This is a genomic window from Lentzea guizhouensis (assembly GCF_001701025.1).
Classification (GTDB): domain Bacteria; phylum Actinomycetota; class Actinomycetes; order Mycobacteriales; family Pseudonocardiaceae; genus Lentzea; species Lentzea guizhouensis.
Map to the genome: position 1 here is coordinate 2,856,933 of NZ_CP016793.1, position 16,099 is coordinate 2,873,031.

Annotated in this window: 16 protein-coding genes and 1 tRNA gene; 6 read left to right on the forward strand and 11 right to left on the reverse strand. The window is 69.3% G+C overall.

Features of this window, described 5'->3' with window-relative positions; translation table 11 throughout:
* Positions 1-3 precede the first annotated feature (3 nt).
* Complete coding sequence (locus BBK82_RS14305) at positions 4-1,389, reverse strand: helix-turn-helix domain-containing protein (RefSeq protein ID WP_065915461.1); 1,386 nt, start codon at positions 1,387-1,389, stop codon at positions 4-6.
* Between the two features lie 496 nt (positions 1,390-1,885).
* Between BBK82_RS14305 and BBK82_RS54055 the strand changes: the two genes are divergently transcribed.
* Positions 1,886-2,245, forward strand: coding sequence for a hypothetical protein (locus tag BBK82_RS54055; protein WP_030480258.1), 360 nt, complete (start codon positions 1,886-1,888; stop codon positions 2,243-2,245).
* A gap of 247 nt (positions 2,246-2,492) precedes the next feature.
* Here the strand turns inward: BBK82_RS54055 and BBK82_RS14315 are convergent, their stop codons facing one another.
* From BBK82_RS14315 to BBK82_RS14330, 4 genes are read right to left on the reverse strand one after another with little or no spacing between them, the layout of a single operon-like run.
* Positions 2,493-2,738 carry a three-helix bundle dimerization domain-containing protein gene (locus BBK82_RS14315; protein ID WP_065915462.1) on the reverse strand — a complete coding sequence of 82 codons (246 nt, stop codon included), beginning with the start codon at positions 2,736-2,738 and terminating at the stop codon, positions 2,493-2,495.
* A gap of 44 nt (positions 2,739-2,782) precedes the next feature.
* Positions 2,783-3,562 carry an SDR family NAD(P)-dependent oxidoreductase gene (locus BBK82_RS14320; protein WP_065915463.1) on the reverse strand — a complete coding sequence of 260 codons (780 nt, stop codon included), beginning with the start codon at positions 3,560-3,562 and terminating at the stop codon, positions 2,783-2,785.
* Positions 3,562-4,722 carry an MFS transporter gene (locus BBK82_RS14325; protein WP_083268800.1) on the reverse strand — a complete coding sequence of 387 codons (1,161 nt, stop codon included), beginning with the start codon at positions 4,720-4,722 and terminating at the stop codon, positions 3,562-3,564. The genes BBK82_RS14320 and BBK82_RS14325 overlap by 1 nt, the downstream gene beginning before the upstream one ends.
* 40 nt (positions 4,723-4,762) lie before the next feature.
* A complete protein-coding gene (locus BBK82_RS14330) occupies positions 4,763-6,010 on the reverse strand; it encodes a GH1 family beta-glucosidase (RefSeq protein ID WP_065915465.1) in 1,248 nt (415 codons plus the stop codon).
* Positions 6,011-6,092: 82 nt separating this feature from the next.
* On the opposite strand from BBK82_RS14330, the gene BBK82_RS14335 reads away from it, so the two are divergent.
* Positions 6,093-6,737 carry a TetR/AcrR family transcriptional regulator gene (locus BBK82_RS14335; RefSeq protein WP_065915466.1) on the forward strand — a complete coding sequence of 215 codons (645 nt, stop codon included), beginning with the start codon at positions 6,093-6,095 and terminating at the stop codon, positions 6,735-6,737.
* Here the strand turns inward: BBK82_RS14335 and BBK82_RS14340 are convergent.
* Both BBK82_RS14340 and BBK82_RS14345 read right to left on the reverse strand, forming a co-directional pair.
* Positions 6,734-7,360: a helix-turn-helix domain-containing protein gene (locus tag BBK82_RS14340; RefSeq protein WP_083267955.1), complete on the reverse strand. Its 627-nt coding sequence runs from the start codon at positions 7,358-7,360 to the stop codon at positions 6,734-6,736. The two genes, BBK82_RS14335 and BBK82_RS14340, sit on opposite strands and share 4 nt — an antisense overlap.
* Positions 7,361-7,588: 228 nt before the next feature.
* The gene (locus BBK82_RS14345; RefSeq protein ID WP_065915468.1) at positions 7,589-8,770 is read right to left on the reverse strand and encodes an amino acid deaminase/aldolase; all 1,182 of its coding nucleotides are present in this window, start codon (positions 8,768-8,770) and stop codon (positions 7,589-7,591) included.
* An 83-nt stretch (positions 8,771-8,853) separates the two neighbouring features.
* Here BBK82_RS14345 and BBK82_RS14350 point away from each other — a divergent pair, with 83 nt between their 5' ends.
* Positions 8,854-10,134: a D-arabinono-1,4-lactone oxidase gene (locus tag BBK82_RS14350; protein WP_065915469.1), complete on the forward strand. Its 1,281-nt coding sequence runs from the start codon at positions 8,854-8,856 to the stop codon at positions 10,132-10,134.
* Positions 10,135-10,219: 85 nt separating this feature from the next.
* Here BBK82_RS14350 and BBK82_RS14355 read toward each other — a convergent pair whose 3' ends face one another.
* The 4 genes from BBK82_RS14355 to BBK82_RS14370 all read right to left on the reverse strand — a co-directional run bounded on the left by BBK82_RS14355 (position 10,220) and on the right by BBK82_RS14370 (position 12,807).
* Complete coding sequence (locus BBK82_RS14355) at positions 10,220-10,876, reverse strand: NAD(P)H-binding protein (RefSeq protein ID WP_065915470.1); 657 nt, start codon at positions 10,874-10,876, stop codon at positions 10,220-10,222.
* A gap of 14 nt (positions 10,877-10,890) precedes the next feature.
* A complete protein-coding gene (locus BBK82_RS14360) occupies positions 10,891-11,508 on the reverse strand; it encodes a hypothetical protein (RefSeq protein ID WP_065915471.1) in 618 nt (205 codons plus the stop codon).
* A 315-nt stretch (positions 11,509-11,823) separates the two neighbouring features.
* A complete protein-coding gene (locus BBK82_RS14365) occupies positions 11,824-12,636 on the reverse strand; it encodes an NADP-dependent oxidoreductase (RefSeq protein ID WP_154697313.1) in 813 nt (270 codons plus the stop codon).
* Positions 12,637-12,724: 88 nt separating this feature from the next.
* Positions 12,725-12,807 (reverse strand) — tRNA-Leu (locus tag BBK82_RS14370).
* 115 nt (positions 12,808-12,922) lie between these two features.
* Here BBK82_RS14370 and BBK82_RS14375 point away from each other — a divergent pair.
* The 3 genes from BBK82_RS14375 to BBK82_RS14385 are packed head-to-tail and all read left to right on the forward strand — an operon-like array spanning position 12,923 to position 16,065.
* On the forward strand, positions 12,923-14,146 hold the full coding sequence (locus BBK82_RS14375; RefSeq protein ID WP_065915473.1) for a DUF3662 and FHA domain-containing protein: 1,224 nt from the start codon (positions 12,923-12,925) through the stop codon (positions 14,144-14,146).
* Between the two features lie 51 nt (positions 14,147-14,197).
* The gene (locus BBK82_RS14380; protein ID WP_065915474.1) at positions 14,198-14,659 is read left to right on the forward strand and encodes an FHA domain-containing protein FhaB/FipA; all 462 of its coding nucleotides are present in this window, start codon (positions 14,198-14,200) and stop codon (positions 14,657-14,659) included.
* Positions 14,656-16,065, forward strand: a complete 1,410-nt coding sequence (locus tag BBK82_RS14385) for a PP2C family protein-serine/threonine phosphatase (protein WP_065915475.1) — start codon at positions 14,656-14,658, stop codon at positions 16,063-16,065. Before BBK82_RS14380 ends, BBK82_RS14385 begins: the two co-directional genes overlap by 4 nt.
* The last annotated feature ends 34 nt before the right edge of the window (positions 16,066-16,099 follow it).

Below are 16,099 nucleotides of genomic sequence, written 5' to 3' on the forward strand. Positions count from 1 at the left end.
AGGTCAGGCGGCCGACTCGGTGCCGGTGAAGCGGGCCACGCGGTCCGCGAGCTCGCGGGCCTCGGGGTTGTTGCGGCGCTTCTCGGCCTCCTGGCGCAGCGGCTCCATGCGCTGCTTGGTGCGCACCGACTTGAGGCTTTCGGACAGGTCCACGGCCTGGCGGCCGATCTTGGCGCCGTGGTCGATGTCGCCCTCGAGCAGGTGGTTGATCGCCATGGAGGTCAGGTTGAACGAGCGGCTGCGGGCGTACTCGTCACCGAAGTTGTTGATCGCCTTGGACAGCGCCGGGATGGCGGTCCGCGTGTACTTGGCATCCACCGTCTGCGCCAGCTCCGTGTGCACCGTGCCGATCATGGACGAGAGGTCGATCTCGTTGAAGAACTTGGCCCACGCGGGCGCCTCGGTGACGTTGGCGCGGGAGAACTCGTCGCGAGCGCGGCCGAGCAGCTTGAGCGCCTGCTCGTCGGAGCCCATCTTCGCGTACGCCCAGGCCTCGTTGGCGCAGAGGATGCCCACCGCGAGCTCGGAACCGGAGTTCTGCGCGGCCAGCTGGCCGAGCTGGAACACCTTCAGCGCGTCGTCGGGGGCGTTCTGGTGCAAGTACACGCGGCCCATGCGGTACAGGATGTTGGCCATCAGCGCCTCGTTCTCGCCCTGCTTCGCGAGGTCGAGCGCCTGGCCGAAGTGGTTGCGGGCCGAGTCCATCAGGCCCGTGTCGAACGACGTCCAGCCGGCGAGGTTGTGCAGGTCGGCGAGCGCGACGTAGAGGCGCTGACGCACGACGTCCGTGGAGCTCGCGCCGAGCATCTGCTGTCCCCAGGACAGCTGGGCCACGACCGCGTCGCGGCAGGAACCGCCGCCGTACTGGTAGTCGAGCGCACGCAGCGCGCGGGTGGCCGCTTCGACCTGCCGCACGTCTGTCATGCCGATGCGTCCCGGAGCCGGAGTCTGTGTGGGGTGTGAGACCCACGACCCGGAGTCCGCTCCGAACACGGCCGCGCCGACTGTCACGGCGGCGGCGTGCGCGAGGAACTTCCGACGCTTCACCGACTCGTCCTCCTCAGGATGGGGTGTGTCCGCGGTTGCGGCCACCCTCACTGCCGTTGTCTCGTCGTAGGCGAGACCCATGTATCCACGTGGGACACCCAAGCCGACGGCGATCCTGGTCAGGACGTCGTACGCCATCACCTGGCGTCCCTTGAGGATCTCCGAGACCTCGGACTGCGACTGACCCGTGAGCGCCGCGATCTGGCGCTGCGACACGCCGTGCCGCCGCAGCAGCCGGTAGACCGAGCTGATCTCCCGTCGCGCCAGGGCGTCCCGCATCTCCTGCTGGTCCCACACCTCGGCGGGGATAGGAGAAGAGCCCTGGGTACTCATGGTGTTCATCGCGCACCCTCACAGTCCGTTGGGCGTCATCGGCAGACTAGGGGCAGGTCCCCGAGCCCGAGAAGTCCTCTTCGGCAGGGCTGATCGGCCCTGCCGAACACCGCTTACCGCTCACCGTAAGAGTTCCACCGGTGGGCGCTGTGACGTCCCGTTCCGGCATGAATCATCGCAATCTGGACTCCGGTAAGCGAGTGAGCACGGAGAGGAACAGCCGAACTGATGGACAGCTCCTCCCCCAGCTCCACCTCCATTGTGGAGACGGGTGACACCGGATCCACATGGCGCGGCACGACCGGGCAGCGTCGGACGTGGCAGATCAGCTGCGGCGACGTGGTCGACCGGGACCGCCAGCTCACCGTGAAGGTCGTACAGGGCCAAGTGGTTCTGGTGGGACCTCCCGGTGAGACGGCAGTCTTGTCCCACGACCAGCTCGTACAGCTCAGGGCCGCGCTACGCGAAGCCGCCGACCAGGCGGAAAGGTGACGGTGACGTTTCGATGGACGCGATCCTCGGACAGGTTCTTCGCAACGCTGTGTGGGAACGCCTCGACCTGCTCACGGAGCTGGCGAGCCGCGCTGACGCCCCGTCTCTCCTGTCGGTGGCTCGATCCGAGCTCCCTCGGCTGACCGAGGGATGGCGTGCTCTGCTGGCAGCGCACGAGCCGGACGAGAAGGGCAACTGCCCCGAGTGCTCCGGTCGTTGGCGCCAGCAGAAGTCACCTTGCTCGGTGTGGCGCGCCGCGTACGAACACCTGGTTGCGGGCGGACTCGCCCCGCGCCCGGCTCGCCACCTGCGCGAGGCCCCGGTGACCCCTCCTGTCACCCGGTCCCGCCGCGCGGTGGCTCGAGCCCACTAACGGGCGTTTGCGACCGACCTGGCGTCCCCCCGACACGACCAGGTCTGCAAACCGCCTACTGACCGGTGGTCCGCGATGCGCGAACCCCCGACCGCGACATCGCGGACCCCGGTCAGCTCAACTCCACAGATTCCCGCGGGCCGGTGCCGTGCACCTTCCCTCCCCGACCGGCATCGGTCCGCGGTCACCAGCTTCGGCCCCTTGCCTGCACCTCCCGCGCAGGTGAGGGGCCGCTTCCACGCCTCGCTCAGCCGCGTTCGGCCAGCTTCTGCTCGGCGGCGCGGGCGGTGAGGATCGGCAGGAACGACTCGATCTTGGCCTCGTCGGCCAGCTCCTCGTAGGCCTCCAGCACGGCTTCCCGCACGGTCTGGCTCTCGTACTTGCCACCGACCCGGCGTTCCACCTCGTTCTCCGCCTGCTGCAGCTGGGCCTGCTGTTCCGCGTGGAGGTCGTGCGGGTCGCGGACGAGGTGGCCGTCGATCGTGCGCGTCATGGTGTCCTCCCTAGAGGTTCGGTCCCACCGGGGAGTTCCCGGTTTCAGCGGCGCGTACCCGTCTTCCAGGTGAGGTACGAGGTGAGACCGGGCAGCAGCCGGCCGGACAGTTCGAACGCCTTGAGCTGCCAGGGGAACAGGTGCTCCGCGCGCTCCTTGCGGACGGCGTCGACGATCGCCACCGCCACCCGCTCCGGCGTGACCGTCGGGATGAGCCGTGCGATCGCCGGGATGCGTTCCTCGGCACCGGGGTTGTTGGCGAAGTACTCGCTGGACACCTTGCCCGGCACGACCTCGCTCACGCCGACGCCGGTACCGCGCAGGTCGAGGCGCAGCGACGCGGTCAGCCCGCGCAACGCCCAGCGCGCCGACTGGTAGCCCACCGCCCCCGGGATCGGCAGCCGGGACACCGGTGAGTTCACGGTGACGATCCAGCCGGAGCCGCGTGACCGCATGGCGCCGAGGAACTCCCTGGTCAGCAACATCGCGGCCATGAACGGCACGGCGGTCATCGTGGTCAGGTCGTCCTGCGTGCACTCGTCGAGGAACAGCCACCTGCCCACACCCGCGTTGTTGACCAGCACGTCCGGTGTGTCCACGGCCTCGGCGAGCGTGCGGATCTGCGCTGCGTCCGCGAGGTCGGCCACGTGGGCCTTCGCCGAGCCGCCGAACTCGGTGATCCGCTTGACCTGCAGATCGAGCAGCTCGGCGCTCCTGGCCACCAGGTCCACATGAGCGCCGTGCGCCGCGAACCGGAACGCGGCCTCCGCGCCGATCCCCTGGGACGCGCCCGTCACCAGCACCCGCTTGCCCGACAGTTGCATCAGACCACCGATCGCACTCGACTCATCAACACCGCCGCCAGCGCTGTCGCCAGCGCCGACGCCGCGAACAACCCGCGGTAGCCACCTAGATTCGCCAGGATGACCGCCGTCAGCAAGGGGGCGATGACCTGCGGTAACGCGTTCGCCACGTTCAACACGCCCAGGTCCTTGGCCCGGTCGCTCGCCGCCGGCAGCACCTGGGTGAGCAGCGCGATCGCCACCGCCCAGTAGATGCCGAAGCCGACGCCGAGCAACGGCGCGGCGATCAGCGAGGCGATCCAGGTCGGCCACACGACCAGCAACAACGCCGCGAGCGCCATCACGAACGCCGCGAGGTACACGTACGGCTTGCGGCGCCCGGAACGATCACTCCGTGCGCCGAACAGCACCGCTCCTGCGGCGAGCGCCACCCCGTAGAGCGCCATCAGCACCAGCAAACCGTCCTCCGGCGACTCGTGCCGGACCACGTCGCCGAGGAAGTAGAGCAGGTACAGGGTGCCGAACGCGTTGCCCAGGTTGATCAGCAGATGCCCGCCCCAGGCCCAGGCGAAGTCGGGGTGGTCCCGCGGGGAGATCCAGAACGTCGGCCGCACCGGTTTGGTGACCAGCTGCGTGTCCGGCGTGCGCAGGACGAAGAAGACGGCACCGACCACGACGATGACCGCACACGCCAGATAGCCCGCCTGCAGGCCGCTGACCAGCAACGTCACCACGACCGCGCCCAGCACCGTGCCGAGCATCTGGCTGATGCCGATCAACCCGCCGACCTGCGCCCGTTGCGCCACCGGCACCCGGTCCGGCACCACGGCGGTCAACGCGGCCAGCATGCCGCCGATCCCCGCCTGCACCAGGCACCAGCCGATCGTCATGACCGCGACGGACGACGCCTCGGCCAGCACACCCAGGCCGGCCGCGCCGACGACCGCGCCGATCACCGTCCACGGGTGCCGCCGGCCGAACCGCGAGGTCGTGCGGTCGGACAGGAACCCGATGAGCGGCACCACCAGCAGCGACACGGCGGCACCGACACCGGTGACCAGGCCGAACACGAACTCCTTGTCGGCGCCGTCGAGCAACGCGGCCTGCTGCGGCAGCAGGACCTGGATCGGCGCGTAGATCGCGAGCCACAGCCCGAGGTTCGCGGCGAAGAGCCAGGCCATCCAGCCTCTTCGCACCGGGACGACCGGTTCGGCCAGCGCCTCACTCACCGCTGATCACCCTGCGGTACCAGTGGAACGAGTCACGCGGCGTGCGGCGCTGGGTCTCGTAGTCGACGTGCACCAGGCCGAACCGCTGGGAGTAGCCGGCCTCCCACTCGAAGTTGTCGAGCAGCGACCACACGAAGTACCCCTCGACCCCGGCTGCCAGCGCGGCCTTGAGGTGTCCGTCGAGGTAGGCGATCCGCGCGGCGTCCTCGACCTCGTGCGGGAAGCTGCAGCCGCTCTCGGTGACGTGCACCGGCGGCAGGTCCGGGTGCCGTTCGCGCAGCGTGCCGATCATCTCGGACAGCCCGGACGGCACGACCGGCCAGCCGAACCCGGTGCGCGGGAACTCGTGGATGTCGACCAGCTCGAACGGCAGCGGGTTGCCCTCCGACGGCAGCTTCAGCCTGGTCGGGTTGTAGTAGTTCACGCCGTAGAAGTCGAGCGGCTGGTGGATCGTCGCGAGGTCGCCGTCGCGGACCGGCAGGAGCTCGGCGACCGAGTTCGGATAGCGGCCGGTGAGCACCGGGTCGGCGTAGAGCCAGTTGTGGATGTCGCTGTAGGCGTCGGCGGCGGGCTGGTCGGCTTCCGTCGCAGGCCAGGCGGGCGTGTGGTTGTTGGCGGTACCGACTGCGCGGGCGTTGTAGCCGCGCAGAACCTCCACGGCGCGGCCGTGGGCGAGGTTCAGGTGGTGGGCAGTCGGCAACGCGTCGAAGAGCAGCGTCTTGCCCGGTGCGTGCTCACCGATCGCATAGCCCTGCAACGTGACCATGGCGGGTTCGTTGATCGGGATCCACATGTGCACCCGGTCGGCCAGGCGGTCCGCGACGAGCGCGGTGTAGTCGGCGAACCGGTCGGCGATGTCGCGGTGGAGCCAGCCGCCCTCCGCCTCGAGCTCCAGCGGCGTGTCCCAGTGGTGGAGCGTGACCACGGGCGCGATGCCGACGTCGATGAGCGCGTCGACGAGCCGGTCGTAGAAGTCGAGGCCTTCGGCGTTGACCGGCCCCTTGCCGGAGGGCTGGACGCGCGGCCAGGCGATGGAGAACCGGTAGGCGTTGACCCCGAGCTGGGTCATCAGCGCCACGTCCTCGCGCCACCGGTAGTAGTGGTCGCACGCAACGCGGGCGTTGTCGTTGTCGTGCACCGGAGCGAAGTCGTCCCACACCGAGGGGCCCCGGCCGCCCGCGTCGAACGCGCCTTCGATCTGGAACGCGGACGTCGACACTCCCCAGAGGAAGTCGCTCATCGATCCTCCAAATGTGAAACTTGTTCGGATCGTAGGCGTGTTGACAGGTTCAGGGAAGTGAAGAAGCCGGACAACGGGCAAGATGGACGTACCCGAACTACTGGGAGTCGCCGTGACGAGCACCACCCCGCTCCGCCGTCAGCCCGTCCAGCAGCGCAGCGCCAAGAGGGTCGAGCGCATGCTCGAAGCCTGCGCGACGCTCATCGACGAGGTGGGCTACGACGGCGTCACCACCACGTTGATCGCGGAGAGAGCGGGAGTGGCGGTCGGATCGCTCTACCAGTTCTTCCCCGACAAGCGAGCCGTCGTGCAGGCGCTGACCCTGCGCAACGTGGACCGGTTCTCCTCCGGCATCACCGAACGGCTCGAGCAGGCGACCCTCGAGCACTGGTGGGACGCCGTGGACACGGTGTTCGACGTCTACGTGACGATGCACCGGGAGATCCCCGCGTTCGGCAAGCTGCACTTCGGTGACGTCGTCGACATGCGCCTGCTGGACGACCGCCGCGACAACAACGCCGTCATCTCCGACAAGATCTCCGAGCTGATCTCCGGCAAGTTCGGCATCCCCATGAGCGAGGTGCAGCTGCCGATCGCGATCGCGGTCGAGGCGGCCGACGCGGTGCTGAAGATGGCGTTCCGCAACAACGCGACCGGCGACCAGGCGATCCTGGTGGAGGCGAAGGCGCTGGTCAGGGGCTACCTGTCGTCACGCCTGCCCGCCTAGGGGCGCCGGAACGCCGTGCGGCTCCGGAAGTAGTGCCGGCGCCGTTCTCGAGCAGCGAGAAGGGCGGAGTAGCGGGCACGCTGATGGTCCGCGTCCAGCTGTTCCCAGACCTGCACCCACACAGCCACGGTCTGCTCGTCACCACCACAGGCGCGCGTCAACGCCGCCGTCAGCTCTTTGTGCGGTCTCCGCTCACCGCGGAGCACCGCCCCCAGGCTCGACCGGCGCAGCCGGCCGGACTCGTCGGCATGCACGATCGCGCGCTGGGACAGGCCGGTGTCCAGCCACATCTGCCGAAGACCTGCGCTCAGACCATCGAAGGAGTCGATCCGGCCGATCGGTTCCCTGCGGATGCGCTGGTTGCGGCGAACCCGCTGTGCCTGCACAGCGTCCTCCCACAGACGCCGCGCCAGGCCGACGTCACCGTGGCACGCGACCACGATCGCGGACACCAGCGCCCAGCTCGGCACCGCCTTGCCGTTGCACGCCCGCGACACGGTCGTCCCGTGGTAGCCGATTCGCGCGCCCAACCTGTCGTTCGTCAGCCCTACGGCCCTCCTCTCGTCGCTCAGCCACCTGCCCAGGGCGACCACCTCCGAGGGACATCGGGTCCAGCGCGACACGGCAACCTCCGCTCACCCGGAACACGGTCGGCCCGGTGCGGCTCAACTCTGGCGATCCGGGTGAGCGGCTGTACAGCTGATCCGCAGGAACGCGAGGTCTGTGGCCACCGTTCCCCACTGAGGTTGCGATGCTTTTGCAGGCGCCCGTTTCTGCACCTCAAAGGCAGTGCAGCTTCGAGTGGGCGACGAGTTCGTGCAAACCTGCGCGCCAGCCCCACATCTGCCAGGTCAGCCGAAGTTCCGCCGCTCACCGCGGTAGGTCGGCACCGTGCGTTCGATGCGGTCGCCGTGCACCAGGTGCACCTCGTCGAACCGCTCGAACAGCTCGCCGGCCTTGGCGTGCCGCATCCACACGCGGTCGCCGATCGCGAGCTGCTCGGCCGCCTTGCCGGTGACCGGTGTCTGCACCTCGCCGGCACCTTCGAGGCCGAGCGTCTTCAACCCCTCCGGCAGGTACGGCGAGGGCTGGCGGTCCGGGGTCGGGGTGCCGGAGGCGATGTAGCCGCCGGCGAACAACGTGGCGACGCGCTTGGCCGGCTTGCGGACGACCGGGAGCGCGAAGAGTGCCGCGGGTTCCGGCTTGAACGCCTGGTAGCCGTCGAAGAGGGTCGGGCCGAAGAGGCCGGAGCCCGCGGCAAGCTCGGTGACGGACGGGTCGGTGCCGGTGAGCTCCAGGCTGCCGGTGCCGCCGCCGTTGACGAACTCCAGCTCGGCGACCTGGCGGACCGCGGTGACCACGGCGGTCCTGCGGCCGATGAGCTCGGGACCGGACTTGGCCTGGATCGCGCGGATGGCGAGTGCGCGCAGCGGCTGACCGGGCGGGTTGTCGCCGAGACCGGCGATCTGGCCCTCGTAGGCCATGACGCCGACGAGCGTGAAGCCGGACCGCCTGGCGATCTTCGCGGCCAGCGAGGCCGCCTGCGCCGGGGTGTGGACGGGCGAGCGGCGCGGGCCGATGTGGACGCCGGGCAGCGGGCGCCAGGAGACGTCGAGCTCCAGGCAGACCCTGATGTCGGAGTGCGGGCCGATCGCCGCGTCCACGAAGTCGAGGTGCTCCACCGAGTCGACCATGATGGTGACGCGCTGGCGTGCGGTCTCGTTGGCGGCGAGCTTCTGCAGGGCGGCGCGGTCGGCGGTCGGGTAGGCGACGAGCAGGTCCTCGCTGACGTTCTGCTCGGACAGCCAGAGCGCTTCGGCGAGCGAGTAGCACATGACCCCGGCGTAACCGGGCCGGTCGAGCGCCCGGCTCACCAGGTCGCGCACGCGGATCGACTTGCTCGCGACCCGGATCGGATGCCCGGCAGCGCGGCGGGCGAGGTCTGCCGCGTTGTGGTCGAAGGCGTCCAGGTCGACGATCGCGAACGGAGGATCGAGGTCCTTCGTCGCGGTGTCGAGTCGAGTTCGGCGCATGCGTCGACGGTACGTCCTCAACCCTTGAAACGTGAAGAGCTTTCACTTACGTTACTCGCAGGTCACACTCTGTGGAGGTACGCGTGTGGACGAACTGGGCTCGCACTGCTTCCTGTGCGCCGACGCGCGTCGTCCACCCGGCGAGCACGGATGAGATCGCCGCGACCGTCGTGTCCGGCGGCCGCGTGCGCGCGCGGGGCAGCGGCCACTCGTTCAACGACATCGCGGTGGCACCCGAGATCGCCCTGGACCTGGACCGCTGGACCGGCATCGTCCGCGCCGACGCGGAGTCCGGCCTGGTCACCGTCCGCTCCGGCACACCGCTGCACGTCCTGAACGCCGACCTGCACCGCCTCGGTCTCGCCATGCCGAACCTCGGTGACATCGACGCCCAGACCGTGGCCGGCGCCGTCTCGACCTCCACCCACGGCACCGGCGCGAAGCTCGGCGTCCTGGCCACCGCCATCGCGGCGCTGGAGCTGGTGCTCGCCGACGGCTCGGTGGTGACCTGCTCCCGGTCCGAACGCCCCGACCTCTTCAACGCCGCCCGCGTCGGCCTCGGCGCACTCGGCGTCATCAGCACGATCACGCTGCAGTGCGTGCCGTCGTTCGTGCTGCGGGCCTCGGAGTCGCCCGGCCGCCTCGACGCGGTGCTGGAGCAGTTCGACGACCTGTGCGCGGTCGAGGACCACGTCGAGTTCCACTGGTTCACGCACTCGGACCGGGTGATCCTCAAGCGCAACAACCGGATCTCGGAGCCGGCGCGGCCGTTGTCGCGGGCCCGCCAGGTCTGGGAGTACGAGGTCATGGAGAACGCCGCGTTCGGCGCGGTGTGCAAGGTGGCCAAGACCTTCCCCCGCTACACGAGGAAGCTCAACGAGCTGTGCGGCTCGCTGATCTCCGAGCGGACCTACTCCGACTACTCGCACAACGTCTTCGTGACCCCGCGCCGGGTCCGGTTCGTGGAGACCGAGTTCTCCATCCCGCGCGAGACGCTGATGGACGTCATCGGTGAGCTGCGAGCGGTCGCGACCAAGCTGGGCGACCGGGACGCGTTGATCGTGCCGTGCGAGGTGCGGGTCGCCCAGGCCGACGACATCTGGCTGTCGACGGCTTCTGGGCGCGACACCGCGTACATCTCGATGCACCAGGCGCTCGGGATGCCGTACAAGGCGTTCTTCGACGCGTACGCGTCCATCGCGGCGTCGGTCGGCGGTCGGCCGCACTGGGGCAAGATGCACGACCTCACCTCTGCCGAACTGCGGCCGCTGTACCCGCACTTCGACGACTTCCTCCGCGTCCGCGACGAGGTCGACCCGACCCGCACCTTCACCAACGCCTACCTCGACCGCGTCCTCGGCTGATGTCACGCGGGAGTCCCGCGTTCCCTTCTGCGGCACGCGGGGCCCCCGCGTGCGCCAGGAGAGTACGAAAGCTCCCCGCGTGCACTCAGAGGATGGCGCGGACGGCGTCGGGGATGGGCGTGGGGCCGTTCGTCAGCTCCAGCGTCTTGCCGATCGTCTGCGGTGCGGTCAGCAGCTCGGCCAGCACGGCGGCGACGTCGGCGCGGGTCACCTCGGAGCGCGGCAGCACCGGAGCGGCCAGGGTGACCAGACCGGTCGGGGCGTCGTTCGTCAGCGGGCCGGGGCGCAGGATCGTCCAGTCCAGGTCGCGCGGCTTCAGGTCGTCCTCTGCCGCCTTCTTCGCCTTGAGGTACACCGCGAACTCGGGGTTCACCGACGGCGAGTCCGCTGACTCGATGCCGACCGTGGAGACCTGGAGGAACCGCCGCACGCCCGCCTCGGCCGCTGCCGTGGCGAACAGGGCGGCGGCCCCGAAGTCCACTGTGTCCTTGCGGGCGGCTCCTGAGCCTGCCCCGGCGCCGGCGGCGAAGACCGCGGCGTCAGCGCCGTTCAAATAGTCGGCGACCGAGTCCACGGTGGCGGACTCCAGGTCGCACAGCACCGGAACGGCTCCGGCTTCCTGCACGTCGGCGAAGTGGTCGGGATTGCGCACCAGTGCTGTTGCCGCGTCTCCACGGGTGGCCAGCAGCTGCTCGAGAAGCAGCGCGATCTGCCCGTGTCCGCCGGCGATGACTACTCGCATGCCCCGACCGTAGTTCAGGAGGCGGTGGCGAGCACCTGCTCGTAGACCAGCTCGTTGACCCAGCGGGTGATGGCGGTGTCCTCGACGGGAACGCACTCGTTGCGGCCGGAGACGTCGACGGAGAGGTCCTTCTCGTCGTCGGCCAGCAGGACCGAGACGCCGTAGCGGCGCACGCGCGGCAGGCAGTTGGTCAGGTAGTCGTTGGTGAACGCGACCGAGTCCGGCAGCACGACGGCGGCGTTGCCGTAGCGGGAGAAGGGGACCGCGGAGGCCAGTGCGGTGCGCCAGTGGCGGGCGACGGCCAGGACGCCGACGATGCGGACGGCGGCCGGCGGGACGCGGCCTTCCATCTCCGGCCACACCCAGGTGGAGACGGTGGTCTTGTCGGCCTCGGGACCGGCACCGACGCAGACGCGCTCGGCGTGGGCGTCGGCCAGGAGCTCGGCCACGACGACGACCTTGCGGCCCATCAGGACCATCTCGGGGAGGACCACGCCGTGCCAGCCGAGGCGGATCGCCGCGGCGGCTGCCAGCTCCTCGACGGACGCGGGCAGTTCCGGAACCGGGACCGGGGTGGTCGACAGTCCCTGCGCGCTGCCGGGTGCCGCGATCCTTGCTGGGGTGCTGCTCACGCCAGTGCCTCCTCGCCACCGCAGCGGGAGTTCCGCCGCGTTTCCGACTCGTGCTCTGCATAAGGATTAGCAGCAAGCGCGCGGCCCTTCCCCAGGTCGCAGGACCCCCTGCGATCGACGGCGCCGACCGGTCGGTGACCGGTCGAACAGCGGTGCGGGGAGTTCGGTCCTACGGTGCTGCCGTCTGGGTGACGTTAAGCCGGATGGACGCACCAAAAGACCTGCTCACAGTGGGTGTGCCAGGCGTGGTGGCGAAACGGCGGCGAACGGCGCCGGCCACCGGCCGCCGACCGTTCACCGCGCCAGAACGACCACCTACATGATGATCACGGTCTTGCCGGGACCGTGACCTGCGAAAACGTCGGCGGCATCGCGCAACGGCACCCGGCGGGCGATCGGCACCGACAGGTCCCCCGCCTGCACCATCGACGCCAGGCGGACGAGCATCTCCCGCGAGCCCTTCATGCCGAAGTTCTGCGCGTTGTCGCTGGACACGTAGTTCGTGTTGAACGCCAACGGCGCGTAGCGCGCGTTCGCCTCGAACGACGAACGGTCGGTGCTCACGAGGTCGATGAGCGCGTCGGCTTCGACCAGGGAGTCGCCCCGGCCGACGGGGATCACGTCCTTGCCCGCCGCACGGGCGATCTGCACGGCGAACGACCCGACTCCGCCGTTCGGACCGATGACCACCACCGATTTCGCGTCACCCAACGACTCGACCAACTGCAACGCGGTCATGCCGGCGGTCGGCAATGCGGCGGCCACCGCGGGATCGAGGTCTTCCGGCAACGGCGCCAACACGTTCTGCGCCGGAACCGTGACGTACTCCGCATAAGTTCCGCCGCCGACGGGACGGTGGAAGAAGGTCCCGAAAATCCGCTCTCCCGAACCGACGACCTCACCCGCACCATCAGTTCCGGGAACCAACGGGAACCGGTGCTCTGCGGACTCCCGAAGCATCCCGTTCACGACTTTGCGGTCGAACGGGTTCACGCTCGCCGCGAACATCCGCACCTTGAGCTCGTCCGGGCCCGCCTGCGGCTCGGGAAGCTCCACGAGCTGAAGCTCCGCACCGAAGTCCGCCGCCGCTATCCCCCACATGCCGACCCCCGAACGAGTGACAGACATCACCTGTTGGATCAAGGAATCCGATACTGCCGTTCAACGAAAGAACCCCTCTCGCGATTCCGCGAGAGGGGTTCTTTCTGTCTATCGATGGGCAAGGGGGGAGTTGAACCCCCACGTCCTTTCGGACACACGGACCTGAACCGTGCGCGTCTGCCATTCCGCCACTTGCCCCTGGAGACGAGAGGAACACTAGCACGCGTCCAAACCAGGTTCCTAATCGCCCCCTGTAGGCCGGGTCGTACCCGGATACGATCGGTACAGGAGACCGCCCGAGGGAGGAGCTGACGTGGGCCTGCAACGCTTCGAGCGCAAGCTCGAGGGTCTGGTCGGCAACACCTTCGCGCGCGTGTTCGGCGGCAACGTCGTGCCCCAAGAGGTGGCACAGGCGCTGCAACGGGAGGGTGACAGCAACATCCGCGAGCTCGCGGGTGGCAGACTGCTAGCCCCCAACCACTACGTCGTGCTCCTCGGCCCGCAGGACCATGAACGACTTGCCGGGGACGAGCAGGATGAACTACGCATCACCCAGCTTCTCGCGGAGGGCCTGCGAGAGCACCTGGAAGAGTCCGGATGGGATACCTATGGTGACGTCGTAGTCTCCCTGGAGCGCTCCGAGGCGCTGCACACCGGACAGTTCCGAACCAGCTCGTCCGTCGACCCCGACGTGAAAGCGGCCAGCCGACGGTCAGCACCACCTCGCACCGCAGGAGACCGAGTCATGAGCCAGCCACCCGGCTACGGACAAGGACAGGGCCAGCCCGGCCACGACCCTTATGGTCAGCAGGGCGGCTACGACCAGGGTTACGGCCAGCAGCAGGGCTACGGCCAGCAGCAGGGCTACGACCAGGGCTACGGCCAACAGCAGCAAGGCGGTTACGACCAGGGCTACGGCCAGCAGGGCGGCGGCTACGGCGGCGGCCAGCAGGGCTATGACCAGGGTTACGGCCAGCAGGGTTACGACCAGGGTTACGGCGGCCAGCAGCAGGGCTACGGCCAGCAGGGCTACGACCAGGGTTACGGCGGCGGCCAGCAGGGCGGCGGCTACGACCAGGGTTACGGCCAGCAGCAGGGCTACGGCCAGCAGGGCTACGACCAGGGTTACGGCGGCGCCCAGCCGGCCGGCGGTTACGACCAGGGTTACGGCCAGCCGGCCGGTGGCTACGACCAGGGCTACAACCAGGGCGGATACGCCCCGCCGGCAGTGCAGGGCGGCAACCGCCAGCTCAACGCGACGCTGCACCTCGACGACGGATCCAACCGGACGTACAACCTCAAGCAGGGTGGAAACGTCGTAGGACGTGGGCAGGAAGCCGACTTCCGCCTCCCCGACACCGGTGTGTCCAGGCGCCACCTGGAAATCACCTGGGACGGGCACAGTGCGATGCTGGCTGATCTCGGTTCGACAAACGGCACCACGGTGAACGGCACGCCAGTGCAGACTTGGCAGCTCGCGGAAGGCGACGTCGTCCGCATCGGCCACTCGTCACTGGTCTTCCGCACCGCGGGCTAGTGGTCGACACGGGCATCGGTCAGCAACTCAAGGCAGGAGCGGTTACAACCGGTGCAAGAGCTGGTGATGCAGCTGACCAGAGCGGGCTTCCTCGTGCTCCTCTGGCTCTTCGTGCTGGCCGCGCTACGTGTGGTCCGCTCTGATCTCTACGCAGCCTCAGGGCTCCGGGCGTCAGGTCTGCCCGGGTTCCGGAGGTCCGACAAGTCGGCGAGGGGCAGCAAGGCGCCGAGAACGCTCGTGGTCACCCACGGCGCGCTCACCGGCACCCGAATCTCACTCGACGGCCGGCCGATCCTGATCGGCCGCGCGGACGACTCGACTCTCGTGCTGGACGACGACTTCGCGTCGACCAGGCACGCGAGGCTGTCCATGCGCGGCACCGACTGGTACGTGGAAGACCTCGGCTCCACGAACGGCACCTACCTAGACCGAGCCAAGGTCACCGCACCACTGCGCGTACCTCTCGGCACCCCGATCCGCATTGGCAAAACGGTGATCGAGCTGCGCTCATGACCTTGGTTCTTCGATACGCGGCCCGCAGCGACAGGGGCCTGGTCCGTTCCAACAACCAGGACTCCGTGTACGCGGGCCCCCGCCTGCTCGCAGTCGCCGACGGCATGGGTGGCCACGCCGCCGGCGAGGTCGCGAGCAAGGTCGTCATCGCCTCACTGGCCCACGTCGACGACGACGAGCCCGGCGACGACCTCCTCGGCAAGCTCCGCGACGCGGTCGCGGCCGGCAACGGCGCCATCTCCGAGCTGGTCGCGAGCGATCCCGACCTGGAGGGCATGGGCACCACGCTCACCGCTGTGCTCTTCGCGGGCAACCGGCTCGGCCTGGTGCACATCGGCGACTCGCGCGCGTACCTGCTGCGGGAAGGCTCGTTCGCGCAGATCACGCACGACGACACGTTCGTCCAGTCGTTGATCGACGAGGGCCGGATCACGCCGGACGAGGCGGCCACGCACCCGCAGCGCTCGTTGCTGCTGCGCGCGCTGACCGGGCACGACTTCGAGCCCAGCCTCACGGTGCGCGAGGCGCGGTCCGGCGACCGGTTCCTGCTGTGCTCGGACGGCCTGTCCGGCGTCGTCTCGCTGGAGACGCTGGACGAGGCGATCCGCATCCCGGACCCGCAGGCCTGTGCCGACCGGATGATCGAGCTCGCCCTGAAGGGCGGCGGCCCCGACAACGTCACGGTGATCGTGGCGGACGTCGAGGACGTCGACTTCGGTGACGACTACCCGATCGTCGGTGGTGCGGCCGGTGACGGCAGCGAGGAGCACAACACCCCGCCGGACTCCGCGGCGTCACGGGCGAGCGCGCTCACCCAGCAGCGCCCGCCGATGCCGCAGCGGATGGAGGCACCACCGCCACCGCCGCAGGACCCGAAGCGCAAGAAGCGCAACACCCTCAAGGCGTTCGCGCTCATCTTCCTGCTGCTCGTCGTGGTCGGCGCGGCCGGAGTCGGCGGCAAGCTGTGGCTCAACACCCAGTTCTACGTCGGTGCGACCGAGGACGGCCAGGTCGCGATCTTCCGCGGTCTCAACGGCACCGTGCTCGGCTTCAAGCTGTCGTCGAAGGTCGAGGACTCGTGCCCGCCCGGCTCGTCGGGCTGCACGCCGATCGCGGTGAACGACCTGCAGGAAGCGGGTCGCAAGACGATCACCGACGGCATCCGCAGCGACAACGGCATCGAAGGCGCGCGCGCCGCGGTCCGCATGCTGCGCACGGCGCACATGTTGCCGCTGTGCAAGGACACCTCGGCCTCGTCGAGCCCGACGTCGCCCACGACGCCGACGCCGCCCGCGAACGGTTCGCCCTCGCCGACGACCCCGCCGCCGTCGGGCAGCGAGACCACCGAGCCCTCGCTCACCTCGTCCGCGCAGAAGCCGGGCGTGGAATGCCGGGAGGGTCCGTAGTTGAAGGGCGCACCCGCCCCGGCCGGGGACGGCT